This is a genomic window from Polyangiaceae bacterium (assembly GCA_020633235.1).
Lineage (GTDB): Bacteria > Myxococcota_A > Polyangia > Polyangiales > Polyangiaceae > JACKEA01.
On record JACKEA010000001.1, the window covers coordinates 1,179,901 to 1,203,407 of the forward strand.

Below are 23,507 nucleotides of genomic sequence, written 5' to 3' on the forward strand. Positions count from 1 at the left end.
GGACTGCCTGCGCGGAAAAGGAGAAGGAAATGCCGGACGAACGTGACATCTTGGACGAGCGAGACGACGACGCCAGGGACGATGCGGGCCTCTCCAGGCGGCTTCAACGAGTGCTGGTCATCCAGCAGAAGGTCACCCGCCGGCTCAACGCCATCGCTTCCGTGTGGAATGCCCCGGGACCCCCGGATGCTCCTCGGCTGCTGGCGGACCTCATCAGCGAAGCGCAGGCCGCCATCGCGGTAGCGGAGGACCTGCAGCGGCAGACCCGTTCGTGATCGTTTCCGTCGGGATCCGCTTCGGCGGATCCCGACGGCTCATGTGCGTTCGAAGGCTTCGATCACGTCGGGCGGTGCCTGCACCAGCTCGATGAGGACGCCTTCCCCGCCGATGGGGCTCTGCTCGTTGCCCTTCGGATGAATGAAGCACACCTCGTGACCGGCGGCCCCGGCTCGGATGCCGCCGGGGGTGAAGCGAACGCCCTGCTCTTCGAGCCACGCGACGGCGGCCCTGAGGTCGTCGACCCAGAGTCCGACGTGGTTCAGGGGCGGCTCGTGCACGCGCGGCTTCTTGCTGGCATCGATCGGTTGCATCAGGTCGACTTCCACGCGAAACGCGCCGCGTCCCGCTACCGTGATGTCCTCGTCCACGTTCTCTTTTTCGCTCTGGTAGCTGCCCGTTGGGGTGAGCCCGAGGGTATCCACCCACAGCTTCCGCAAGCGCTGCTTATCGCTGCTTCCCACGGCAATTTGCTGCAGGCCCAGCACACGAAACGGTCTCTGTCCCATCTGTCCTCAGGGCGCGCGAACCTGCACGCCGAGCTCGGCCTCCAGGTTCGAATGGATCGAACGCAGGATGCCCGTGGTGATTCCCGCGTGGGCGTAGATGCCCAGCGCCTTGGCGACGTCGAACTGGGGTCCGGCCGCTAGGTGAAAGACGACGTCCTTCTTGTACTCGGGATCGTTCGTTTGCCAGAGCGGATTGCCGGAGCCTCCTTCGAGCTCGGCGCCGATGGCCGGCTCGATGAACACTTTGAACGCGCTGTCGCTCATGGTGTACACGCGCGTTCCGGCACCCACGATGATCACCTGGTTGGTATTGGTCTCCGACTCCTTCGCCAGACCGAAGCGTCCCCAGAGGTAGGGCTCCAAGCTCCCCAGCGGCGCGAAGGAAAGCGCCGTGTCCAAGGCGAACGGTGCGGCGTGGCCGCAGAACTTCTGCTGGTCGTTCGGCGCCTTCGCGAGATCCGGTTCGCTACAGTACGGCGACTGATCGTATCGAAAGATCATTCGGTAGCCGCCCACCACCCCGACCCTCAGCCCGAACTGACCGCCGTGGCCGAAGGAACGATCCTCGGGTCCGGGCTCGTCGCTCTTGTGGGCGGGCTCGGCTCGGGCCCAGCCGGTGGACAGCATCAGGGCGGCGGCGATGATCCAGGCACGCATGGCGTGGACCAGGATAGAACACCCCCGCCGGTCGCGTCAGCTCTTCGCCTTGCCGGGTGCCGCCGGGGATTTGGCGGTGCCCTGGGCGGTCCACTGCCGTTCGGCGTCCACGGCCTGCCAAGCGAGAGGCACGCTGGTCTTGCCGGCGGAAGCGGTGAACGGCTCCTTGCCGTCCCACTTCTCCGCCGCCGGCAGCTCCAGAGTCTTCTCGCCCCCCAGCTTGGTCAGGCTCTCGGCGTCCGTGGTGGCAGCCAAAATGCCGAGCCCCGCGAACAGCGGCACCAGGCCGCTCGGGATGTATTCAGCGATCACCGCACGCAGGTTCTCACCCAGGGAGGCGGCGTGACGCGCGGCCCAGCGCACTGAGTCGAGCGTGGGCAGTACCATGGCGCTGGGCTCCGAGGGCGTCGTGCGGGCGTCGACGACCGCAAGCTTGGCGGACTTCTTCCAGCCCTCGGGCTTGGGCTGCTTGGCTGGCGGCGCCTTGGTGCCTTCCAGCTCCCCCTTGGCCTTGCCCTTCCCCTTACGCAGGATGAGCACGTCGTCCGTGGGCAGGGTGCGGGGCACGGTGATGCGTACGGGGCGCTTGAATGAGCGCGGGTCCCCGAGCTGACCGGAGGCGACGGCGTAGGCGATCGTTTCGGCGGAGGCGACGACGAAGCGTCGGTCGCTCGGCGAGCCGGGCTCGGGATCGAAGGTGCGGAGCGACAGCCCGCCGGCCGTGGGGGGGTACAGCTCACCGGTCACCAACCGATGGTCGGGTTCGATCAGCCGCGCGCCCGTCGCTATCAAGTCCACCAGGGCGCCGGAGTTCGCCAGCACCTCGAGGGCCTGGCGCGAAGGCGGTGCGAGCAAGAAGTCCAGCCGAGGCGGCACCCGTTTGCTCTTGAGCAGCGCGGCGGCGGCCAGCAAGTCCCGGAGGGACGCGCCGGAGTCCCCGCCGAGCACGACCTGATAGACGGGCTTGCCCGCGAGCTCGCGGACCTGACGCACCTCGCCGTCCTCGTCCATGACCAGGGGATCCACCGCGGACAGATCCACGCTGATGACGTCGTCGCAGGGAGCGCCGGCGTCCGGCAGCAAGCTGCGGTGTGCCTTCGAGCGCCGCTGATCCCGCAGGTAGACCTCGGTCTTTTCGTCGCTGACGAAGACGGCCGCAGCGGCGCCCAGCTGCGGCGCCAGGGCGCACAGCACGGCGCGGTCGGGAACCGAGAGCAATCGCGCGCTGGGCCCTGCGAACTCGATGACAACCGGCGCTTGGTGCTCGCGGTCCACCTTCTGGATGATGTCGCCGAGGCCTCGCCGAATCAGCTCCAACGCTACGTCGCGCACGCAGACGAAAGGTCGAACACGTCCCGAGAGGAGCACCTGGACGCTGCGCGCGGGTCGCACCCATAGGGTACCGTGCAAGAGCGCGTCCGCGAGCTGCGACGGCGATGCCAGCAGAGTGAGCATGCCGGAGCCGCCCACCGAGGCGAGGCGGGGCTCGTCCGTGACGGCCAAGCGCGCCGGGCTCGCGAAGCGTTCCAGATGGACCGCGGCGGGAAAGCCGATGCCCGGCCGTGCGATGAGCACGTTGTTCTGCAACACGGCTCTCGACACGCGTTCGGGAGCGCTGAGGCCGGGTTCGGCACCGTCAGAGGTGACACAACGCGTGTCGTAGGCGACCGCCACCTCCACGGCGGACTTCTTCAGTCCATGGTCCAGCGCCTCCGCCAGTACACGGTTGGGTTCCCTCGCAAGGATCACCTGATCGACCTTCACCCGAACGAGCTCGCCTTTGAGCTCCGGATCGTCGGCACGACCAGCAAGAACCTTTTGTGTCATTGTGCGGGGCGGGTCCCCCGCTCGCGCACGCATCGGGCTTTCGCTGCCTACCTGAAGCGGTTGTGAAAGAAACTCCCGAGACCGCGCGCCCCGGGAGGAACGCGAAGGTAGCCGCTCGGCATCCGGAGGGTCAAGGACGTCAGAGGGCAGATCTCCTTGGAGCAAATCCCCCAACCGGCTCCAGGGCGCAACCCCAAGAGGAAGAAAAACCCGGCCAGGCGACCTCTTGGCCGGTGTTTCGTTCGTAACTTGCCGTTATGTATGGAAGTTTCGGTCTGCTCGGAATCCCTGCGGCGACCCCCGCGGTGCAGCCGACGCCGCAGAAACGTTCACCCGCCGGACCAAAGCAGATACGCTACCGCATCATGTTCAAGGAGGCGCTCCAGGGCGTAGTCGAGGGTACGGATGGCGGCGTCGCCGGCCTGCTGATGGATTTCGAGGGCATCCCCCTGGAGAGCTTTTCGCGCGAAGAATCCGTGTTCGACATCGAGGCCGTGGGTGCCGAGGTCAGCGTGGTGGTCAAGGCGATCCAACGCGCGACGGAAATGTTGGAAGCGGGCGACACGAAAGAGGTCGCGTTCAAGAGCGCGAAGATGATCACGTTGATTCGCGTGATCAACGAGAATTACTTCATCGCGCTCACGCTCTCGCCCGAAGGTAACCTCGGCAAAGGGCGTTTCATGCTCCGAGTCGCGGCACCGCGGCTCGCCGAAGAGCTCGGCTGAGACCCGAACCGTGGCGCGAGCTCGACCGCGACGCGGTGCAGCCGCCACTGCGCCTAGAAGCCGCTCTCCGCGTGCCGCGGGGTCGCGTCGGCGGCCCGCCGTCGTGGCGCTGACGCGCGTCTTGGTGCTGAGTGGTCCCAACCTCGACCGGCTCGGGCGGCGAGAGCCGGAGATCTACGGGACCACCACGCTGGCGGAGATCCATGACAAGCTCGCGACGCTCGCTAAGGAGGTCGAAGCCGAAGTGGTGTGCCGCCAGAGCAACCACGAGGGGCTCCTGATCGACTGGATCAACGCCGCCGCAGACGAGGGTTTTGGGGGGCTGCTGCTGAACCCGGGCGCGCTGACGCACACTTCGTACGCGCTGTACGACTCGATTCGCGGAGCCGGGCTGCCGGTGGTGGAGGTCCACGTCTCGAACCCCGACGCACGGGAGCCGTTCCGACGGCGATCGCGCGTGGCGCCCGCGTGTCTCGGACGAGTGGCTGGTTTCGGGGCCGAGTCCTATCTGCTCGCGCTGCGCGCACTTCTGGGCGCCATCGCCGCTGCGAAAAAAGGGTGATCTGCGAAGGCGATTTCGCGTTGTGGCCCGTCATCGCGCTCTGTTAGCTTGGCGCCCCTCGTCGGGGGTGGACGGATGGCCGCGATGGAAATCTCGCTCAAGCAGCTCAAGAGCCTGCTCAACACTCTGGAAGACGGAAACGTCTCGGAGTTCGAATACCAAGACGACAAGTTCCGGCTGAAGCTCACGCTCGGCGCTGGGGCTCCTACCGTGATCGCGGCTCCGGCTGCGGCCGCGCCGGCGCGGGCCGTGGCCGCGGCGGCGCCTGCGGCCTCGGCACAGGACGCGGAGGAGGCGGATCCCAGCGTGGTGTTCGTCAGCTCGCCCTTCGTGGGGACTTTCTATCGTGCTCCCTCGCCGGAAGCGGACGCGTTCGTCGAGGTCGGCGGCCAGGTGCGCAAGGGACAGACCCTGTGCATCGTGGAAGCCATGAAGCTGATGAACGAGATCGAGGCCGAGTACCCGGGGACCATCTTGGAGGTCTTGGTGGAGAACGGCGAGAGCGTGGAGTTCGGTCAGAAGCTCTTCAAGATGAAGAAGAGCTGAGCCCGGGCGGCAATGTTCGAGAAGATCCTCATCGCCAACCGTGGCGAGATCGCGATGCGCATCATTCGCGCGTGTCGCGAGCTCGGCATCAAGACGGTGGCCGTGCACTCCGAGGCGGACACGGGAGCGCTGCACGTGCGCTTCGCGGACGAGGCCATCTGCATCGGACCCGCCGCCGCGGCCAAGAGCTATCTCAACGTGCCGGCCATCATCAGCGCCGCGGAGATCACCGCGGCGGACGCCGTACACCCCGGCTACGGCTTCCTGAGCGAGAACTCGCACTTCGCCCAGGTGGTGGAGCGCTGTGGGCTGGCCTTCATCGGTCCCCGCTCCGACGCCATGCAGAAGTGGGGCGACAAGATCAGCGCGCGGGAAATGGCCCGCAAATTCGGCCTGCCCCTGTTGCCCGGCAGCGAAGCCCTCGAGAGCGTGGCGCACGCCGAGGCAGAGGCGACCCGGGTGGGTTTTCCGGTCATGATCAAGGCCCGCGGCGGCGGCGGCGGGCGGGGCATGCGCATCGTGCGCAACGCCGGGGAAATCCGTCGCGCCTTCGAGTCGGCGACGGCCGAAGCGATGGCCAGCTTCAAGAACCCGGAGCTGTACCTGGAGCGGTTCGTGGAGCGGCCGCGGCACGTGGAGTTCCAGGCTCTGGCCGACGAGCACGGTCAGGTGTGGACCCTGGGAGAGCGGGAGTGCTCGCTGCAGCGGCGCCACCAGAAGATCATCGAAGAGGCTCCCTGCCTCGTGATGACGGAAGAACGCCGGGCGGAGCTCGGGGCTCGCATCAGAAAGGCCATCACCGAGAGCGGCTACACCTCTCTCGGAACGCTCGAGTTCCTGATGGACGAGGACGGTTCGCTCTACTTCATGGAGATGAACACGCGGGTCCAGGTCGAGCATCCCGTCACGGAGATGGTCACCGGCGTGGATCTGGTCGTGGAGCAGATCCGCGCTGCGGCAGGGGAGAAGCTCGACTTGCCCGACACGCGCCCTTGGAAGTTCCGCGGGCACGCCATCGAGTGCCGCATCATGGCCGAGGATCCCGTTCGTTTCGCGCCTTGGCCGGGCCTCATCACCGAGTATCACCCGCCGGGCGGCGCGGGTGTGCGGGTGGATTCCGGCGTGTTCGGTGGCTGGAACGTGCCCGCCCACTACGACTCCCTGCTCGCGAAGGTGATCGCCCACGGGCCCAGCCGGGAGGTTGCCCTGCAGCGCATGGAGTGTGCGCTCGACGAGTTCATCATCGGGGGCATTCGGACCAACATCGACTTCCACAAGCGCCTGCTGCAGGACTCCGAGGTCCGCGCTGCGAGGATGACCACCCGCACGGTGGAGCGGGTGATGGACGAGATGCGCGCCGAGCTCGGCGCTTCGGGTTGACGCGGCGAGAAGAAGCGGAAACCGTTCCCTCGTGAGCGTCGCCGAGCGGGTACTTTCAGGGGATGTGCGGGCCGTGGCCCGCGCCTGCCGCGCCGTGGACGATCGACTGGAGGGCTATCGGGACGTGCTCAAGGCGCTGTTCCCTCACACCGGGCGCGCCTGGGTCATCGGCATCACAGGCACTCCCGGCGCCGGCAAGAGCACCCTCACCGACCGCTTGATTCAACGCTTCCGCGCCGAGCAGCGCCGCGTGGGAGTAGTGGCGGTGGATCCCACGAGCCCATTTTCCGGCGGCGCCATTCTCGGGGATCGCATCCGGATGCAGCGCCACTTCGAGGACCCCGAGGTCTTCATTCGCTCGCTGGCCACCCGCGGGGCCCTGGGCGGCCTGAGCCGGTCCGCTTTCGACGTGGTCCGCGTGCTCGACGCCTGGGGCGCAGACGTGGTGCTGGTCGAGACCGTGGGGGTGGGTCAGGACGAGCTGGAGGTCACGCGCTCGGCCCACACCACGCTGGTGGTCATGGCGCCGGGCTTGGGGGACGACATCCAGGCCATCAAGGCGGGCATCTTGGAATGCGCCGACGTGTTCGCCGTGAACAAGGCGGACCGCGACGGCGCCGACGCCACGCTCCGGGATCTGGAAGTGATGTTGGCTCTGGGCTCCGACATCTTCTCGGCGGCGGCGCAGAAGTCCCGCTCCCACAGCGCCGCCACCGTCAATCCGCGAAAGGTGCAGGGGAGCACCGGCGAGCGCTGGGTCCCGCCCATCGTGCGGACCGTCGCGACCAAGAATCAGGGAACCGACGAGCTCGGGCAGCGCCTCTCGGAGCACCGCGCCTGGCTCAGCGACACCGACGCCGGCAAGGCGCGCCACGCGGAGCGTGCTCGCCTGGCGCTGCTGGCATTTTTGCGGGACACGCTCACGGAAGCTGCACTCGCGTCGCTCGGCACTCTGGTGGACGAGATCGCAGCTCGCGTGGAAGCACGCGAGCTGGATCCCTACACCGCTTGCGACCGTTTGATCGACCGCTTCAAGGCTCGCTGACGCTCACAGCTGAGCGAGCATCTTCTCGGCGCTGCTGACCTCGAACGCCTTCGGTGCTTCCACGTTGAGCTGCTTCACGACGCCGTCGTCCACCAGCATGCTGAAGCGCTGCATGCGGAGGCCCAGGCCACCGGCCGTGAGGTCCAGCTCCAGCCCGAGCTTCTTGGTGAGCTCCGCGCTGCCGTCCCCCAACATGCGGACCTTGCCGATGGCGCCCTGATCGCGGCCCCACGCCGCCATCACGAAGCCGTCGTTGACGGCCACGCACCACACCTCGTCCACGCCCTTGGCCTTCAGGGCGTCCAGGTTCTTCACGTAGCCCGGCACGTGCTGCGCGGAGCAGGTCGGCGTGTAGGCTCCGGGCACGCCGAAGATCACGATCTTCTTTCCCTTGGTGGCCTCCGCCACGGACACGTTCTTGGGCGCCAGCGGGCAGGCTTCGCCGAACTCGGTGGTCTCGCTGAGGTTTGCGTCGGGGATGCGGTCACCAATCTTGATCGTCATGCTTTCTCCTGTTCCGTCTTCTTTTGTTGGTTCGTCGCGGAAAAGCCGCGCGGGTCACGCCTTTTTTGCGGCGCGCTTCTTCACGGTACGTTTCTTCGTCGGAGCTTTCGCGGCGCGCGGGCGCGGCGCTTTACGCCCCACATTTTCCGCCGAGAAGGCGCTGGGGCACACGTCGCTCACGGAGCACGCGGCACACGCCGGCGCGCGCGCAGTGCACACCCTCCGTCCGTGGAAGATGAGCGTGTGAGACAGCGGATCCCACTGCTCCCGGGGGAACAGCTTCATCAGATCCTGCTCGATCTTGTCGGGGGTGTCGTTCTTGGACCAACCCAGCCGCTGAGAGATGCGTTGGACGTGCGTGTCGACCACCACGCCCTCTGGCGCGCCGAAGGCCACCCCCAACACCACGTTCGCCGTCTTGCGGCCGACCCCGGGTAGAGCCACCAAGGCGTCTAGCTCTTTGGGTACCGCCCCGCCGTGCTCCTCCACGAGCTTCTTGGCGAGCCCGACCACGTTCTTGGACTTCTGCCGGAACATGCCGATGCGGTTGATGGTGCCTTCCACGGCCTCCGGCTTCGCCTTTGCGAGTCGCTCCGCCGTGGGCCACTTGGCGAACAGCTTGGGAGTGACCTGGTTGACCGCCACGTCGGTCGTCTGTGCGCTGAGGACGGTGGCGACCAGAAGCTGGAAGGGGGAGCTATGGTCGAGCTCACAGTGGGCGTCCGGGTGCGCCTGGATCAGGCGCGCGAAGGTCTCGGGCGCTCGCCGCTGAGCTTGGGATTTCGCCATCTCAGGCGTCGCCCTGGTCGCCGTCTTCCGGCTCGGGCGCCCCCTCAGAGTCGCCCGCTTCGGCCGCGCCTTCGCCCTCGGCCGCGCCTTCGCCCTCGGCCGCGCCTTCGCCCTCGGGCGCGCCTTCGCCTTCGGCCGCGCCTTCGCCGCTATCGTCGTCGATCTCGTCGTCGTTGCTCTCGCCGACGGGTTCCACGGCGACCACGCGCTCGTCCTCGACCACGGTCATGACCTTCACGCCCTGAGCGTTGCGGCCCGTCTCCCGGATCTCGGCGACCGGACAGCGGATGGTCTGGCCTCGGTCGGTGATGAGCATCACTTCGTCTTCGGCCTTCACCAGCGCCAGCCCCACCACCGGGCCGTTTCGGTCGCTGGCGTCGATCAGGATGATGCCCTTGCCACCGCGCCGCTGCAGTCGGAACTCCGCGAGCTCCGTGCGCTTGCCGTAGCCACGTTCGCACACCGCGAGCACCTGAGTGCGCTCCGGGTCGGTTGCGGCGAAGCCGACGAGCTCGTCGTCCTCGTCGATCTCCATGCCCTTCACGCCGGCAGCGTTGCGACCCATGGCGCGCACTTGCTGCTCGTCGAAACGGATGCTCTTTCCCTTGCGCGTCGCGATCAAGAACTCCCGGCTTCCGTCCGTCACCAGCGCGGAGAGGAGCTTGTCGTCATCGGCGATCTTGACGCCGATGATGCCCTTTTCTCGGTAGTTCTGGTAACCGATGATGCTCGTCTTCTTGATCTGTCCGCGGCGGGTGAGGGTCGTGACGAACAGGCCTTCCTCGAAGCCGGGAACCGGGGTGATGGCGGCGACACGCTCGCCCTCCTCCAGCCCGATGAAGTTGACGATGGCGCGCCCCTTGCCGGAACGCGCGGCCACGGGGACTTCGTACACCTTCTTGACGAACACCTTGCCGCGATCGCTGAAGAAGAACACGAAGCTGTGGGTGGAGGCGATGAACAGCTGGTTGACGAAGTCGTCGTCCCGAGCCTCCATGCCGCGGTTGCCCTTGCCGCCGCGCTTCTGAGCCTTGTACGTCGAGAGGGCGGTGCGCTTGATGTATCCGTGGTGGGAGATGGTCACCACCATCGGCTCTTCTTGAATCAGATCCTCGATCTGAATCTCCGCCTCGTCCTCCACGATTTCCGTGCGTCGGGGCCCGGCGTGCTTGTCCTTGACCTCCTCCAGCTCCTTGACGATGACGTCCATGAGCACGGATTCGTCCGCCAAGATGGCGCGCAAACGCACGATCTCGTCACACAGCTTGCCGTACTCTTCGGCCAGCTTTTCGTACTCGAGGCCGGTGAGCCGAGCGAGGCGCATCTCCAAGATGGCCTTGGCTTGACGCTCGCTCAGGCGGTACTCCGGTCGCTCGGACGCGGCCTGGATCTCCTCCTCGGGCCGGCCCGCCCGGCGCACGAACTCCTCCAGCCCTCGCAGCGGCAGCTGCATCAACGCGATGCGTGCGGCATCTGGATCGCGCGAGGCGCGAATGGTCTTGATCACCAGGTCGACCTCGGTGACCGCCATGCCCAGACCTTCGACGATTTCCCGCTGCGCTTCCGCCTGCGCCAGCTCGTACCGGGACCGGCGGCTCACCACCTCCCGCCGGTGCTCGATGAACAGCACCAGCGTCTCTTTCAGGTCCAGAACGGCGGGGCGGCCGTTGACGATGGCCAGATTGATGATGCCGAACGAGGATTGAAGATCGGTCAACCGGTACAGGTGGTTCAGCACCACTTCCGGAAACACGTCCTTCTTCAGCTCGATGACGAGGCGCATTCCGTCGCGGTCGCTCTCGTCCCGGGCTTCCTTGATGCCCTCGATTCGCTTGTCTCGGATCAGCTCGCCGATCTTGGCGTGGAGCCGCGCCTTGTTGACCTGGTAGGGCAGCTCCGTGACGACGATCTGCTCGCGATCGGTGCTGCCGTGGGCCTTTTCCACCGTGGTGCGGGCCCGCATCACGACGCTGCCGCGGCCGGTCTTGTAGGCCTGATAGATGCCAGCGCGGCCGTAGATGGTGGCGCCGGTCGGGAAGTCCGGTCCCGGCACGGTGGCCAGCAGATCCTCGATGGTGAGGTTCGGATCATTGATCAGCAAGATGGTGGCGTCGATCACCTCGCCCAGGTTGTGGGGAGGGATGTTGGTGGCCATGCCCACCGCGATGCCGCCGGACCCGTTGACGAGCAGGTTGGGAAAGCGCGCGGGCAACACCCGCGGCTCGTTGTTCGTCTCGTCGAAGGTGGGGATGAAATCGACGGTCTCCTTGTCGATGTCGGTGAGGAGCTCCATCGCGATCCGCGACATCCGGCACTCGGTGTACCGGTAGGCCGCGGGAGGATCGCCATCTACGGATCCGAAGTTTCCCTGACCGTCCACCAACTCGTGGCGCATGGAGAAGTCCTGCGCCATGCGAACCAACGCGTCGTACACGGCGGCGTCGCCGTGCGGGTGGTACTTGCCGATGACCTCGCCGACCACCAGTGCGCATTTGCGATATCCGGAAGAGGGCGTGAGGTTCAGATCACGCATCGCGTACAAGATGCGGCGATGCACGGGCTTGAGACCGTCGCGCACGTCCGGGATCGCGCGGCCGATGATCACGCTCATCGCGTAGTCGAGATACGAAGTACGCATCTCGTCTTGGATGCTGATCGGCTGCTCCTGCGACGGAGCGGAGGGCGGAGGGTTCTGCATTTTCGAACCCTTGAGCTAGCGCGGCGCTGCCCCGGCCGCAAGGTTCGGGGACCAAATATTAGTCTTTGATTTCAAGCACTTGGGAGCGTGCTGGGGCGCTGTCAGGGGAGCCCGCGGGCGACCAGCCAAACCACCGCCAGGGCCAGCAAAAAGGCGACCCAGTAGAGCCACTGGGGCGCGATTCCGGCGCCGCCGGAGCGCCCCAGCTCCAGTACCTTGATACGTGCTTCCAGCTGCTCCACGCGTCGCTCGAGCTCCTCCAGCCAGCGCCGCGCAACGCCATCGTCGGCATCGGAGCCGGGGGCCGGTGCGGACAGCAGGGTGTCGGTGGCGCCGCCGGGCTTGCTCCGTCGCGTCGTTTCGAGCTCACCCGAGTCAGGCGGAGGTTCCCGCAGCCGCACGTCGCGCTCGGTGTCCTCACTCGAGATCCTCCCCGTGCGCTGAGTGGTCGAAATGTCCTCTTCCGGCTCGCTCATGGTGCATCCCCCTCGAGCTCGATCCGGTTACGCCCCGCGTGCTTCGCTCGGTACAGAGCCTTGTCCGCGCGGTCGAAAAGCCCTTCCGCTCGGAACTCGTTGTCCTCTTCCATGCTGGCGATGCCCGCGCTGAAGGTCACGCGGCGATGCTCGCCCCCGCCCAAGTCCAGCGGGGCGTCCGCCATCACGGACTTGAGGCGTCGGATGGCGCTCTTGGCGTCCTCGCGGTGGGTGTGTCGAAGAATCAACGCGAACTCTTCACCACCAATGCGGAATGCTTCGTCGGAGCAGCGCAGGCTCTCCCGGATCTCGTTGGCGAAGTGGGTCAGCACCCGATCGCCCTGGGAGTGGCCGAACAGGTCGTTGATCGACTTGAAGTAGTCGAGATCCATCAGCACCAAACACAGCGGCTCGCTGTGGCGTGCCGCGTGGGCCACCTCGCGAGCCAGGGAGGCGTCGAAGTGCCGGCGGTTGCCCAGCCGGGTCAGGCCGTCCTCCCGCGCTTGAGACTCGATGTCGTCGAGTTGGTTCCTGATGCTCAGCGCGGCCTGGCGCTGTTTCTTGAGAGCTCGTACCCGGGCCTTGAGCAGGGGGCCACGGAAGGGCTTCTCCACGTGGTCGAAGGCGCCCTGCTCGATGCCGCGAAGCACGTCGGCTTCGGTGGTGGCGTGTGCCGTCAACAGCACCACGGGGATCTGCGCGGTGTCGGGGGACGCCTGCAGCCGGCTCAACACCTCGAAGCCGTCGAGCTCCGGCATCATGACGTCCAGGACCACCACTGCGACACGCTCGGGCTCCGCCCGAATCAGCTCCAGGGCTTCGACGCCGCTGCCCACCTCGATGACGGTGGAATCGTCCTCGCGCAGCCAGTGGGCCGCCAACCTCCGAATGGTGTCGTCGTCGTCCACGACCAATATGACGTTGGCAGTGGATTCCCCCGTCGTGACGCACTCTCGCTGGGACACGTGGAAGCAGCTAGCATCGCGCGATCACGCGGGAATTGGTAGCCCGCGGGCGCGCCGGGTCAGAAGAAATTCCCGATTGTGAACTCGAACACGCTCGATTCCTCGTACGGGAGCGGCTTGAAGGGGAAGCCCCACTCGAAGCGCAGCGGGCCGAGGGGCGAAAACCAGCGGATACCGAAGCCGTAGGACGTGCGGAGGGCGGCGAGACTACTGAGGCCGTCGAAGCACGGGCTGGTGACGGCGTAGTCGGCCTGGCTACCCGTGGCCTGGCAGTAGTTGTCTTCCAGGTTCCAGGCGTTGCCGGCGTCCGTGAACAGCACGCCACGGATCCCGACCTTGTCGATGATCGGAAACTCGAGCTCCAGATTCTGGAAGTACATCAAGTTACCGCCGATGTTGGCGCCGTTCAGGATCGGAGCGCTGTTCGGGTCGGTGCTGCGCGTGAGGCGGATCCGTGGGCCGATGGTGCGGAAGCGGAAGCCTCGGACGTCGAGAATGCCGCCCAGGAAGAAGCGCGCGAAGATCGGCACGCCCTCGCTCGAGGGGCTCGTGACGTGGCCGGCCTCGGTGTTCAGCTTCAACACGAAGCCCGCGCCGATGGGGTAGTAGAACCGCCCCTGGAAGCGATGGCGGATGAACTCGTTGTCGCTGGCCAGGATGGGAGTCGCCAGCTCCGTCGAGCCGCGCAGGTAGATGCCGGCGGTGGGGAACAGGCGGTTGTCCCGCGTGTCGTAGGTGAGCGCCGGGCGAATGCTCGAGGTGAGCCCGTCGTTGAACAGATTGGCCAAGGGCAGGCGGGTGAAGACGCTGACCGCGCTCGATGTGCCCAAGAAGGTGGATTGCGTCTGCGTCGAGACTCGATCCAACTCCGCGGTGTAGGTGACGGAGGCCGTGAGCTCGGGCTCCACCAACGGATAGCCGAAGGTGAGCGACCCACCGCGGCTCGACTGAGAGAAGTCGTTGAAGATCCGCAGCTGGTCGTAGAGGTCCACGCTTGCGGAGAAGGGACTGTCGAGGAAGTAGGGCTCGTAAAAGCGCAGGTTGACCAACTGGCGCAGGCCGCTCACTTGAGCCTGCAGGGAGAGGCTCTGGCCGTGGCCGAAGAGGTTCGCTTGTTGCACCTGCGCAGTGGCGATGAAGTTCTCGATGCTGGAGAAGCCCGCGCCTACCTGGAACGTGCCCGTGGGGCGTTCGGTGACCTCTACGTTCACCTGCATCTTGTCGGGCGCCGAGCCTTCCTCCGTGGAGACGTCGACGCGTTCGAAGAAGCCCAGCGCAGTGATGCGTTGGCGTGATTTCTCGAGCCGAGTCTCGTTGAACAGCTCGCCTTCGGTGACCTCCATTTCGCGGCGGATCACCTTGTCCCGAGTCTTGGAGTTGCCGCGTACCTCGATGCGCTCGAAATACACCAAAGGCCCACGGATCACCGGGACGACGATGTCCACCTCGGCCCGCTCGGGATCGAGGCGCGTTTGCGGATTGGCTTCCACGTTCGCGTAGCCGTGGTCGCGGTAGAGCGTGCGCACCGCCTGCAGGTCTTCGAGCAGCTCGGCGCGATTGAAGTAGTCACCCGGTTTGGCGCGCACCATGTTGCGTAGGTTGCGGCGGCCGTTGATGGGCTCGACCTCGGTGCCTTCCACGCCGCGCTCGTACACGCGCAGTTGGCGGATGCGGTAGCGAGGGCCTTCGTCGATGGTGAGGCTCACCTCGATGCCGCTCTTGTCCGGCGTGAGCATCACCCGGGGGGTGCTGATTTGAACGCTGAGGAATCCGCGGTCGTAGTACAGCGCGCTGATGACGGCGATATCGCGCTCGAACGCGTCTTGCCGGAACGGGCCGCCGGACCCAAACGCGAAGAAGCCCGCGTTGCCCGTGAACATCACCTCCCGCAGCTCGTCGTCGCTGATGCTGTGGTTGCCGATGAAGGTGATGCGTCGGACGCTGACTTGAGCCTCTTCCTTGATGTTGAAGCGGATCACCACCTCGTTGTTCTTCTGCGGGATGACCTCGCTCTTCACCTCCGCCAGAAAGAAGCCTTTTTCGGCGTACATGTCGCGGATCTTCTGAACGCTCCGCTGCACCGCCGGGTAGCTGAGAATGGTGCCGTCCTTGACCTCGATCGCCTCCAGCAGGTCGTCGCTGTCGATCTCGTCGTTGCCGGTGAAGACCACCTGCCCGATGCTGGGGCGCTCACGCACGACGAAACGCAACCCGACGCCGTCGTCTCCGCGGTCGAGCTCCACGACGATGTCGTCGAAGTAGCCGGAGTTCCAGAGCTCGCGGACATCTTGCGAAAGCGTCTCGGGAGCGAAGGCCGTTCCGACCCGTTCTCGGAGGTAGGTGAGGATGTCGCTCTTGGTAACCCGCTGGTTGCCCACCACGTCGATGCGCACGATGGTGGCGCCTCGCGCCTTGTCCGCGTCCGTCGCCGGGAGTGACGGCAGCGTGGCAGGCGTGGAGAGCGGAGCCTCGGCGGCGTCCTCCTTGGGCTCCGCCGCGGGGGCGGGCTGGGCCAACGCGCGGGCGGGAGCCAACACGACCAGCAGCAGTGCTGCGGCGCGCCACAGCCAGCCGAGGAAGCGGCATCCAATGGTGGGCGGGATTTGCATCGACGGCGGCCGCTTTCCCAAACGCATCATCGGGGCGCGGTCGTGCCCATGCGGCTGACCGTGTCGGTGGGGATCGAGTTGTCGGAAGTGACCGCCATGTGCCCGAAATCGCGGGGCTCCACGTAGCCCAGAGCCGCGGTCGTCTCAAGTCGTACGCTGAAAATCCAGCGAAAAGCGAAGAGCACGGGTCGACCGGGCGTCCGGTTTTCGTCCCGGGCGGTCGGGCCAGGCCGAGACGCCGCGGATTTGGCCGGATCCCCTGCAGGATTCAGACAAACTTCGGAGCCTGCGTCTCTCGCCATACATCTTGGCCGTCGTGGCTCTGCTGGGCGCTTGCCGGTCGTCCAGCCCCGCCGACCCCTGCGTCGCAGCGTGCGCTCGGCTGACGCAGGCAGGTTGCGGCCGCGCGGGCCTCGGGCCCGAAGACCACGAGCGCTGCGTGGTCGGTTGCCGGGGCCAAGAGCAGACCGCGCGCAAGGCGAGCTGCGAGACCGAGTGGCTGTCGGCGATGCGCTGCACCGCAGCTAGGGGATTGAGCTGTGAGTCCGCACACTGCTCGGCATCCGTCTGCCTCGAGACCGGACAGGGCGTGACCGGTTGCTCGCGACAGTACGCGCGGCTCGTTGCCTGCCGAGCGCCTTGCGAGAACGCGGGCTCGACGGAGCTCGTGTCGCGCTCGGTGAAGGGGCGTGCCGTGCGCGCCGAGGTCACCCGTGCCGGCTGTCAGGGCTGCGGGACGCTGGTGGCGGGCGCACCGCCCGGCGCGCCATGTCAGAGCGCGTCCGTGTGCGCGGAGCAGTGCTGTGCCTGTCCCCGTAGCAAGTCGGCGTTCAAGACGCGCCTGTGCGTCGATGGCAGCTGCGTGAAAAGTGCCTGCGAGCTGGCGCGGACGGCGGCCACCGACGACCCGTGTCAGCTGCGGTAGTCTTCGATCTGGATGTTGAAGCGCTTCATCCAGCGATGAACCTGCATGCGCGCCTTGCCCAGCTCGCGCCCGACGGCGGCGATGTTGCCCGCGTGCGCGGTGAGCAGCGCGCGGAGCTCCGCTTCGGTTGGCGCCGCGGAGGGTGCCGCCGCCGGAGCCTGGACGTTGGACGGCGGCGGGTGGCTGACCCGCGGAGCGGACGGGAGCGGCGCCCCGTAATCGGACATGGCCTGCCGCACAGGCTCCGGAACCATGTCTTGGTCGAGAACGGGCCCCTCGCTGAGCGCCACGCAGCGCTTGATGCAGGCTTCGAGCTCTCGCACGTTGTACGGCCAATCGTAGTGCAACAGCGCGATCATGAAGGCGAAGGTGGGCCGCAGGGCGGTGCCGCCGTGGCGCGCCAGAAACGTGCGCACCAGCATGTACACGTCTTCCTTGCGGTCCCTGAGCGGGGGGAGTCGGAGCTGATACTCGTTCAGCCGAGCGAACAGGTCCTCGCGGAACGAGCCACCCTTCTGCAGGCGCCACAGGTCTCGGTGCGTCGCGCACACGATACGCACGTCCACTTGCTCCGGCGCCGTGGCACCCAGGGGAAACACCTCCTTGGCTTGCAGCACGCGCAGGAGCTTCGCCTGGGCCTCCAGCGGCATGTCGCCGATCTCGTCCAAGAGCAGCGTGCCTCCATGCGCCAAGCGGATGAGCCCTGGCTTGTCTCGGTCGGCTCCGGAGAATGCTCCGCGCTTGTATCCGAACAGCTCGCTCTCCAGCAGCGGTCCCGGGATCGCTGCGCAGTTGACGGCGTAGAATCCGCCACGCCGCCCGCTCAGGCGGTGAAGCTCGCGCGCGACCACTTCCTTGCCCGTGCCGCTTTCGCCCAGGAGCATCACGCTGAGGGGCGTGGGGGCGATGCGCACGAGGTCGGAGCCGATGCGATCCATCTGATAGCCGCCGACCAGTGCGTCGGCGCTCTGACCCCGCCGCGTGCCCCCCGCGACCAGCGCGCCGTCGATGCGGAAGCTCGAGTACAGCTCGGCGTGTTTGTCGACGAACTTGAAGATGGCGTCGCCGATGCGAATTTCGTTGCCGGGCTCCAGCTCCACGGCCGAAACCGGGCGGCCGTCCACCAGGGTGCCGTTGCGGCTACCGAGATCGCGGATCACCCAGGAGCTTCGCTCCCACGAGAGCTCGGCGTGGATGCGGGACACGGCCCCCACGGGCAAGGGCAGGTCTGCCGTCTCGTCTCGGCCCACGACCAGCCGCGGTCGGTCCAGCATGAAGGCCGGGGGCAGCGCGGGGTACTCCTCGGTGTAGAGCAGCACCAGTCCGGCCATCGCCCCGCGGCCGGGTGCGACCGGGGTACCGAACTCTTGCATCGCGCCGGTCGTCTTTTCGACCATTGAGTACTGCTCGTCCCTCGGGCTGATGCCGGCACTGCCAGCGGCACCAATGTACCGACCCGCGTGGCGCGAAACCAGTCCCTCGCTTTTCGAGGCAGGATTGGCGCCTTATGCTCCCACCCATGGCCATGGATTCGAGCTCGCTCCAGGTTGCCGCCGTCCAGCTGTCGAGCGCCGAGGACGTTCCCGAAAACCTCGCGCGCGTGAACGAGCTGGTGCACGAAGCCGCGTCGCGTGGCGCACAGATGGTGGTGCTGCCCGAGAACTTCGCGTTTCTCGGTCCCGAACCGCTCAAGCGCAGTCACGCCGAGAAGCTCGGCGACTTCGACGCGCCGATCCAGGGGGCCGTGCGACGGCTCGCGAAGGAGCTGTCCATCACCATCGTGGCCGGTGGCTTTCCGGAAGCGAGCGGCGATCCCGAGCGCCCGTTCAACACCTGCGCCGTGCTGGGGCCCACCGGGGAGCTCCTGGCGAGCTACCGCAAGATCCACTTGTTCGACGTGGAGCTGTCGGACGGAACCGTCCTGGCCGAGTCGGAGGCGACCACGGGCGGAGAGGGCGCGGTGGTGGTGGAGGTGGGCGGTTTCCGCGTCGGGCTATCCATTTGCTACGACCTGCGCTTTCCGGAGCTGTATCGAGCGCTTTCTGACCAGGGCGCGGAGGTCCTCCTGGTTCCGGCGGCCTTCACCCTGCAAACGGGCAAGGACCACTGGCACGTGCTGCTCCGCGCACGAGCCATCGAGAGCCAGTCCTGGGTGGTAGCGGCAGGGCAGTGGGGCAAGCACACCCGCGGGCGCGCTTCTTATGGGCACTCGCTCGTCGCCGACCCCTGGGGTCTGGTGGTGGCGGAGTGCTCCGACGGCCTCGGTGTCGTCACCGCCGAGCTCACGCGGGAGCTTCTGGAACGCGTGCGCGGTTCAGTGCCGAGTCTTCGGCATCGCCGCATCCGTTGAGCTCACAGGTGGCGCTTGGCGATCTCGGTCCAAGTGCCCCGCGGCTCGAGTGCGATGTAGCTCTTCCAGTACGGCCGCGCCTTCTGCGTTTCGCCGACCTGCTCGTAGGCCATCGCCAGGTTGAAGTACGCGTCGGCGAACTTGGAGTCGCTCTCCAGTGCGCCGTGGAACAGCGGGATGGCCAGCTCCGGTCGGCCGCGCTCGAGCATCACGTAGCCGAGGTTGTATTGGGCCTCGGGCTGGCGCGGGTCCATCTCCAGCGCCTTCTTGTACAGCGCTTCGGCGCCGTCCGGATCGTGGCGTCGAAAGCGAATGTTGCCGAGGTTCGTGTAGGCGATGGCCAGCCACGGATCCAGCTCGACGGCCCTGCGATACAGGTCCTCGGCCTGGTCCATGGTGAGCGGATCCTCGTCCAGCTCGCTGGCCCTGAGGTACAGCTCGTAGGCGGTGCGCGCGCGCTCGCGCCCCGCGGAAGGCCTGAGCACGCGCACCACGTCGTCCCGTAGTGAGCGAACCTCGAAGTCGAGCACCATTTGTCCCGTGAGCGGCTCGTAGGAGCCGTCCTGGGTGCGCACCACCACGCGCTGGCCGTCGGAAACGATGCGCAACTCGGCGAGCGGGCGGGTTACCCGCGGCAAGCTGCGCTTGAGCACGTTCACCGCCCGCGTCACGTCCCGCAGGCGCACGGCGCGATCCAGAAGCGTCTGTGCGGCCCGCAGCGCGATCAGGTCTGCAAAGGTGTAGGCGCGCTTTCCGCGACGGCGGCCACTGGGAGACACGACCCCCGCGCGATCGAGCGTGCGAAGGCGCCCCGGCGTGATCCCGAGAAGCCGAGCGATCTCCCCCCGCGTGAACAGGTCCGTGAGGGGCTCCCGGCTGGACGTGGAGGTCTCTTGGCGACTCGGGTTGGGTCGTTGCTTTTCATTTTCCACGCGTCCGCCGCCAGGACCGAACACCACGTGGATGACTTTTTCGTCGCGCCGCTTCTTGCGCCCCATGACTGATCCGCAGGTACTGCTTATGTCACGAATTCTTCCGCGGCGCGCCAGGTGTCAAGGGCCGAGGCGATTGAAACGTGACGGCGGCCATTTGAAGCGCGATCTTCACGCGCATACCAGCGTGCGTTCGCATGTCGAGAAACGCCCTTGACGAGGGGAGTCGAATGCGCGGGCGAGTCAGGAGCGGCGACGCGTGCGCTCTTGACCTTGCTCGAAAACGCGCGCTTCGACGTCGACGTCGATGCGCACTCCGCGGGCGTCGCGTCGCACGAAGAGCTCGGCGTGGACGCGACCAATCGGTGCGCCGGCGCGGAGCTGTGCCTCCAGACACGCGATGCGCACGGCGCGCAGCCGAGCATGTGGATCGACCGCGATCACGCGCAGCACGCGTCCTGCATCCGCGTCCGGTACCCGTCCACCTCTGGATTCGAGCGGCAGGAGCACGCTGGTGGAGCCGTAGTAGGTGCGGCCGTCGCTTTCGTCGCGGGTCGCGCCCTCGCTCATCACGTCGGCGCTCTCGAACAGCTCGCGCCAGCGGTAGTCCGCACTGCGCCACATCTGCACGGTGCGCTGCTCGACGAGGACGAGGCCCTTCGTCTTGTGCAGTCCGGGACCGGGGCGCTGCTTCACTTCGTGATCGTACGGTGAGCGTCGCCCGGACCAGAAGTTCGCGGCGCTTCGTTAAGCGCTTACGGGGGCGCTCTCCGAAATCTTGGCTGGGCCGGCGGCTCCTCTCTACCCTCCGGCTTGGAGGAGAAACGCCGTGTCCAAGACGAGCATCGCCTACGCCGGTCCCGAACGCCGCCAGCACCGCATGTACGTGACCCGAAATACGGAATATCACTTCCGTTCGGGGGTATGCGTTGCCGTCCGTGACCGCCGTTCCGGCACTTGGCTGCCGGCCCATCTGGCCCTCACGCGCACCCTGGCGGGGCGTGTGCGCTTCCAGCCCAACGGCGTCGCGCTTCCCGCCGACGGCGAGCCGGAGGTGGGCGAAGCATTGTACTTCGGCGGGGAAGGCCGCGATTTGGTCACCAGCCTGCTGTGCGAGGTGGAACGTCCCGAGAAGCAGCTGGTGGCGGACTACCCCGAACCCTCGTCCTTCGTGTTCGAGGACTGAGCGCTGGGCCGAGTTGTTGAACCAGTAGCCGAGGCTGCTGCTGCGCCGATGACGCATGTGAGACCGGGTTCGCGGCGAGTGCGAAGCAGTGTTCGCGCGTGCGCGGACGCTCAGTGGAAAAACGTCGCTAGAATGGGTCGAGACACGGAGCCACTCGCGTCGGCATCATTCTTTCATGAAGGGCATGCACCGAGCGCGGATCAACCCCCCGTGCTGGTTCAGCCAGATGGCCCTTCCGTTCGAGACAGCTTCCAATCCTCGCGACCCTCGCGCCGTTCGCATCCTGGCCAAGACCATCTATCGAGAGCTCCGCGCCAGCGGTCTCACCGAGCGGGACGTGATGGAGCTCGCTGGAGAGCTCCTGAGCCACGTGGCGACGGACGTCCGAATGGCGTCCCCGGACGATGGAAGCGACGAAAGCGCCTGACGAAACCGACGTCGGCCCTGAGGCCGGCGAACGGGGCCGGGGGCGGTGCTCGGGAAAATCGAGCAGAAATCGTACTTTGTCCGCGCGCTAGCGTTGACAGGCGGTGGGCGTTATCGGCTAAATTTCGGGGACAATCGCTGTGATTTCCCCCAATCAGGCCAGCCGACCCGTGTTCGCCATCGTGATCAGCGAAAAAGGGGGAGCCGAGCGACGCGAAGTCTTCGAACGGACGGAAATCAGCGTCGGTCGGGTCCAGGGAAACGATTTGATGTTGCCGAAGGGCAACGTCTCGAAGCGTCACGCCCGGCTCATCTATCGTGACGGTCGCTTCATCGTCACCGATCTGAACAGCACCAACGGCACCTACGTGAATCGTCGGCGCATCTCCCAAGCGACGATCGTTCGCGAAGGCGATCGCATCTACATCGGTGACTTCGTGCTTCGCATCGAGGTGCCGGAAGGTCAGTCCCAAGCCGACGAGGTCGGGGACCAGACCGGGAGCGGACCCGTGCTCGCGCGCGAGAGCGCTGCCGCAGAGCCGGGCTCGGGCGCGACGAACTTTCCCGCGGAAGGGCACGAAGACGCGAGCGGCGCCAGCTATCCGAAAGTCCCCGGTCCGCCGCGTGTGCCCTCAGGCCCGCGTCCGTCCGGTCCCGATCGTGATTCGCATCCGTCGGAGCGCCAAGCCGGTAGCATGGTGGACGTTTCCCACGCGGACATCGACGCGCGGGCCGTGGCGCCTTCCAACGAAGATCGCATCGACCACCAGGTGAGCGCGCTGCGCCAAGCGGTCGCGCTGCTGGTGGACAAGACCCTCGAGGCCGTGGGCCCGAGTGCGGTGGAGGGCAACGTCACCGACGTGGGGCGCGGCGCCGTGGAACAAGCGCTTTCCGAGCAGTTGGAGCGGCTCCGGGCGTCCGGTGGGCTGGACGCTTCTCTGGACGGGGCGCGGGTACTGTCCGACGCCCGGGCGGAGCTGTTGGAGCTCGGCCCGTTGGGTCCCCTGCTGATGGACGTCAGCGTAGCGAGCATCGCCCTCACGCGTCACGACCACCTGGTGGCGGCTCGCGGGGATCGCTCGGTGCAGAGCGAGACGGCGTTCTCCTCCCCCGCGGCGGTGTTGCGCATCGTACGGCGGCTGTGCCATGCCGCCGGCGCCCCGCATCAAGATCAGGAGACGGTCGTGGAGCGACGCCTCCGAGACGGCTCGCGCTTGTGTGCCATCACCGGTGCAGCGTCGGCCACGGGTCCCCTGCTCGTGATCGAGAAGCCGCGCCGGGCAGGGGGTTCGGTGGAGGATCTCGTGCGGCGAGGCACGGTGTCCCGCGCCATGGCGACGTTCCTTCATCACTGCGTCGCTGCCCGCGTCAACGTGTTGGTCGTGGGCCCGCGCGACGAAGGCACCGCGTCCGTCGCCAGTGCGCTGGTGGGCGTGGCCGCGCCCGCGTGCCCGGTCGTGGCCCTGCTCGACTTCGACGATCTGGTGAGCGGCAACGCGCCGCATGCCGCTTGGCTGTCGGTGGCCGACGCACCGATGGACGCTGCCCGCATGCTCGCCACCGCGGCCCACGTGCCCGACGTGCGGGTGGTAGCGGAGCTCGCTCGCCGCGAGGTCACCGCAGCGCTGGTGGACGCGACCGGCGAGGGCCTGGACGGCATCATTGCCGTGGCCCATGCGCCCAACGTGCGCCGCGCCCTGGGCCGTCTCACCGCCGACGTGGTTGCCGGGCGCGGTGGCGCCTCCATGGCGGCGGCGCGGGAGTGGGTGGCCTCGGCCTTCGACGTGGTGGTGGAAGTGGGCCGGCTGCGCGATGGCCGGCACCGAGTGCTCCGCGTGGCCGAGCTCGCGGGCACCTCCCCGGAGGAGATCCGCATCGCCGACGTGTTCTCCTTCAACGTGGAGCGCACGGCGGCGGGCGGCGCCGTGGAAGGTACGTTCAACGCCTCCGGCTCCGTGCCGCGCATCGCCGACGAAGTGAGCTCACGCGGCTTCAGCTTGGAGAGCTCGCTGTTCACCCGGCCGCCGTCCCACTGACGCGCGGCGACGTTTGGGTGCTGCCCTCGGGCCGATCATGTCGGTTCGCCGCGGAACCGCGCGGTCCGGAGCGCGCGGTTCCGC

23 protein-coding genes are annotated in these 23,507 nt (G+C 67.0%); 11 read left to right on the plus strand and 12 right to left on the minus strand.

Annotated elements, in window-relative coordinates:
* Nucleotides 1–29 precede the first annotated feature (29 nt).
* Complete coding sequence (locus H6717_05230; protein ID MCB9576409.1) at nt 30–275, plus strand: hypothetical protein; 246 nt, start codon at nt 30–32, stop codon at nt 273–275.
* A gap of 39 nt (nt 276–314) precedes the next feature.
* Here H6717_05230 and H6717_05235 read toward each other — a convergent pair whose 3' ends face one another.
* Genes H6717_05235 through H6717_05245 form a run of 3 tightly spaced genes read right to left on the minus strand, consistent with a single transcriptional unit; the run spans nt 315 to nt 3,269 of the window.
* Nucleotides 315–785 (minus strand): VOC family protein, encoded by a 471-nt coding sequence (locus H6717_05235; protein MCB9576410.1) that lies wholly within the window; start codon nt 783–785, stop codon nt 315–317.
* Between the two features lie 6 nt (nt 786–791).
* Nucleotides 792–1,442, minus strand: a complete 651-nt coding sequence (locus tag H6717_05240; GenBank protein MCB9576411.1) for a hypothetical protein — start codon at nt 1,440–1,442, stop codon at nt 792–794.
* Between the two features lie 36 nt (nt 1,443–1,478).
* Nucleotides 1,479–3,269 carry a 3-isopropylmalate dehydratase gene (locus H6717_05245; protein MCB9576412.1) on the minus strand — a complete coding sequence of 597 codons (1,791 nt, stop codon included), beginning with the start codon at nt 3,267–3,269 and terminating at the stop codon, nt 1,479–1,481.
* Between the two features lie 365 nt (nt 3,270–3,634).
* On the opposite strand from H6717_05245, the gene H6717_05250 reads away from it, so the two are divergent.
* The 5 genes from H6717_05250 to meaB all read left to right on the plus strand — a co-directional run bounded on the left by H6717_05250 (nt 3,635) and on the right by meaB (nt 7,527).
* Nucleotides 3,635–3,994 (plus strand): hypothetical protein, encoded by a 360-nt coding sequence (locus H6717_05250; GenBank protein ID MCB9576413.1) that lies wholly within the window; start codon nt 3,635–3,637, stop codon nt 3,992–3,994.
* A 109-nt stretch (nt 3,995–4,103) separates the two neighbouring features.
* Nucleotides 4,104–4,556 (plus strand): type II 3-dehydroquinate dehydratase, encoded by a 453-nt coding sequence (gene aroQ, locus H6717_05255; GenBank protein MCB9576414.1) that lies wholly within the window; start codon nt 4,104–4,106, stop codon nt 4,554–4,556.
* Nucleotides 4,557–4,646: 90 nt separating this feature from the next.
* On the plus strand, nt 4,647–5,102 hold the full coding sequence (gene accB / locus H6717_05260) for an acetyl-CoA carboxylase biotin carboxyl carrier protein (GenBank protein ID MCB9576415.1): 456 nt from the start codon (nt 4,647–4,649) through the stop codon (nt 5,100–5,102).
* A 12-nt stretch (nt 5,103–5,114) separates the two neighbouring features.
* Nucleotides 5,115–6,482, plus strand: coding sequence for an acetyl-CoA carboxylase biotin carboxylase subunit (gene accC / locus H6717_05265; GenBank protein MCB9576416.1), 1,368 nt, complete (start codon nt 5,115–5,117; stop codon nt 6,480–6,482).
* 31 nt (nt 6,483–6,513) lie between these two features.
* Nucleotides 6,514–7,527 (plus strand): methylmalonyl Co-A mutase-associated GTPase MeaB, encoded by a 1,014-nt coding sequence (gene meaB / locus H6717_05270; GenBank protein MCB9576417.1) that lies wholly within the window; start codon nt 6,514–6,516, stop codon nt 7,525–7,527.
* Between the two features lie 3 nt (nt 7,528–7,530).
* Here meaB and H6717_05275 read toward each other — a convergent pair whose 3' ends face one another.
* The 6 genes from H6717_05275 to bamA form a co-directional block, all read right to left on the minus strand.
* The gene (locus H6717_05275) at nt 7,531–8,031 is read right to left on the minus strand and encodes a peroxiredoxin (protein ID MCB9576418.1); all 501 of its coding nucleotides are present in this window, start codon (nt 8,029–8,031) and stop codon (nt 7,531–7,533) included.
* Between the two features lie 54 nt (nt 8,032–8,085).
* Nucleotides 8,086–8,820, minus strand: a complete 735-nt coding sequence (nth, locus tag H6717_05280; GenBank protein MCB9576419.1) for an endonuclease III — start codon at nt 8,818–8,820, stop codon at nt 8,086–8,088.
* A 1-nt stretch (nt 8,821) separates the two neighbouring features.
* Nucleotides 8,822–11,518 carry a DNA gyrase subunit A gene (gene gyrA, locus H6717_05285; protein ID MCB9576420.1) on the minus strand — a complete coding sequence of 899 codons (2,697 nt, stop codon included), beginning with the start codon at nt 11,516–11,518 and terminating at the stop codon, nt 8,822–8,824.
* Nucleotides 11,519–11,619: 101 nt separating this feature from the next.
* A complete protein-coding gene (locus H6717_05290; GenBank protein MCB9576421.1) occupies nt 11,620–11,994 on the minus strand; it encodes a hypothetical protein in 375 nt (124 codons plus the stop codon).
* Complete coding sequence (locus H6717_05295) at nt 11,991–12,959, minus strand: diguanylate cyclase (GenBank protein ID MCB9576422.1); 969 nt, start codon at nt 12,957–12,959, stop codon at nt 11,991–11,993. Before H6717_05295 ends, H6717_05290 begins: the two co-directional genes overlap by 4 nt.
* Nucleotides 12,960–13,018: 59 nt before the next feature.
* Complete coding sequence (gene bamA / locus H6717_05300; GenBank protein ID MCB9576423.1) at nt 13,019–15,568, minus strand: outer membrane protein assembly factor BamA; 2,550 nt, start codon at nt 15,566–15,568, stop codon at nt 13,019–13,021.
* A gap of 316 nt (nt 15,569–15,884) precedes the next feature.
* On the opposite strand from bamA, the gene H6717_05305 reads away from it, so the two are divergent.
* Nucleotides 15,885–16,493: a hypothetical protein gene (locus tag H6717_05305; protein MCB9576424.1), complete on the plus strand. Its 609-nt coding sequence runs from the start codon at nt 15,885–15,887 to the stop codon at nt 16,491–16,493.
* Here H6717_05305 and H6717_05310 read toward each other — a convergent pair.
* Nucleotides 16,481–17,890 carry a sigma 54-dependent Fis family transcriptional regulator gene (locus H6717_05310; GenBank protein MCB9576425.1) on the minus strand — a complete coding sequence of 470 codons (1,410 nt, stop codon included), beginning with the start codon at nt 17,888–17,890 and terminating at the stop codon, nt 16,481–16,483. The two genes, H6717_05305 and H6717_05310, sit on opposite strands and share 13 nt — an antisense overlap.
* A gap of 128 nt (nt 17,891–18,018) precedes the next feature.
* Here H6717_05310 and H6717_05315 point away from each other — a divergent pair, with 128 nt between their 5' ends.
* Complete coding sequence (locus tag H6717_05315; protein MCB9576426.1) at nt 18,019–18,843, plus strand: carbon-nitrogen hydrolase family protein; 825 nt, start codon at nt 18,019–18,021, stop codon at nt 18,841–18,843.
* Nucleotides 18,844–18,845: 2 nt separating this feature from the next.
* Here the strand turns inward: H6717_05315 and H6717_05320 are convergent, their stop codons facing one another.
* Complete coding sequence (locus H6717_05320) at nt 18,846–19,841, minus strand: tetratricopeptide repeat protein (protein ID MCB9576427.1); 996 nt, start codon at nt 19,839–19,841, stop codon at nt 18,846–18,848.
* Nucleotides 19,842–20,018: 177 nt separating this feature from the next.
* Nucleotides 20,019–20,471 (minus strand): hypothetical protein, encoded by a 453-nt coding sequence (locus H6717_05325; GenBank protein ID MCB9576428.1) that lies wholly within the window; start codon nt 20,469–20,471, stop codon nt 20,019–20,021.
* 148 nt (nt 20,472–20,619) lie between these two features.
* On the opposite strand from H6717_05325, the gene H6717_05330 reads away from it, so the two are divergent.
* From H6717_05330 to tadA, 3 genes are all read left to right on the plus strand, one after another.
* Complete coding sequence (locus tag H6717_05330) at nt 20,620–20,961, plus strand: hypothetical protein (GenBank protein ID MCB9576429.1); 342 nt, start codon at nt 20,620–20,622, stop codon at nt 20,959–20,961.
* A gap of 226 nt (nt 20,962–21,187) precedes the next feature.
* On the plus strand, nt 21,188–21,388 hold the full coding sequence (locus tag H6717_05335; protein ID MCB9576430.1) for a hypothetical protein: 201 nt from the start codon (nt 21,188–21,190) through the stop codon (nt 21,386–21,388).
* A 139-nt stretch (nt 21,389–21,527) separates the two neighbouring features.
* Complete coding sequence (gene tadA, locus H6717_05340; protein ID MCB9576431.1) at nt 21,528–23,423, plus strand: Flp pilus assembly complex ATPase component TadA; 1,896 nt, start codon at nt 21,528–21,530, stop codon at nt 23,421–23,423.
* Nucleotides 23,424–23,507: the final 84 nt, after the last annotated feature.

What these genes read in the sequence shown, in the direction of transcription:
- gyrA (MCB9576420.1), bottom strand. Translation starts at nt 11,518, where the DNA reads ATGCAGAACCCTCCGCCCTCCGCTCCGTCGCAGGAGCAGCCGATCAGC.
- H6717_05235 (MCB9576410.1), bottom strand. Translation starts at nt 785, where the DNA reads ATGGGACAGAGACCGTTTCGTGTGCTGGGCCTGCAGCAAATTGCCGTG.
- H6717_05245 (MCB9576412.1), bottom strand. Translation starts at nt 3,269, where the DNA reads ATGACACAAAAGGTTCTTGCTGGTCGTGCCGACGATCCGGAGCTCAAA.
- accC (MCB9576416.1), top strand. Translation starts at nt 5,115, where the DNA reads ATGTTCGAGAAGATCCTCATCGCCAACCGTGGCGAGATCGCGATGCGC.
- bamA (MCB9576423.1), bottom strand. Translation starts at nt 15,568, where the DNA reads ATGCAAATCCCGCCCACCATTGGATGCCGCTTCCTCGGCTGGCTGTGG.
- H6717_05250 (MCB9576413.1), top strand. Translation starts at nt 3,635, where the DNA reads ATGTTCAAGGAGGCGCTCCAGGGCGTAGTCGAGGGTACGGATGGCGGC.
- H6717_05290 (MCB9576421.1), bottom strand. Translation starts at nt 11,994, where the DNA reads ATGAGCGAGCCGGAAGAGGACATTTCGACCACTCAGCGCACGGGGAGG.
- H6717_05315 (MCB9576426.1), top strand. Translation starts at nt 18,019, where the DNA reads ATGGATTCGAGCTCGCTCCAGGTTGCCGCCGTCCAGCTGTCGAGCGCC.
- H6717_05335 (MCB9576430.1), top strand. Translation starts at nt 21,188, where the DNA reads ATGGCCCTTCCGTTCGAGACAGCTTCCAATCCTCGCGACCCTCGCGCC.
- H6717_05275 (MCB9576418.1), bottom strand. Translation starts at nt 8,031, where the DNA reads ATGACGATCAAGATTGGTGACCGCATCCCCGACGCAAACCTCAGCGAG.
- H6717_05310 (MCB9576425.1), bottom strand. Translation starts at nt 17,890, where the DNA reads ATGGTCGAAAAGACGACCGGCGCGATGCAAGAGTTCGGTACCCCGGTC.
- H6717_05230 (MCB9576409.1), top strand. Translation starts at nt 30, where the DNA reads ATGCCGGACGAACGTGACATCTTGGACGAGCGAGACGACGACGCCAGG.
- H6717_05240 (MCB9576411.1), bottom strand. Translation starts at nt 1,442, where the DNA reads ATGCGTGCCTGGATCATCGCCGCCGCCCTGATGCTGTCCACCGGCTGG.
- nth (MCB9576419.1), bottom strand. Translation starts at nt 8,820, where the DNA reads ATGGCGAAATCCCAAGCTCAGCGGCGAGCGCCCGAGACCTTCGCGCGC.
- H6717_05320 (MCB9576427.1), bottom strand. Translation starts at nt 19,841, where the DNA reads ATGGGGCGCAAGAAGCGGCGCGACGAAAAAGTCATCCACGTGGTGTTC.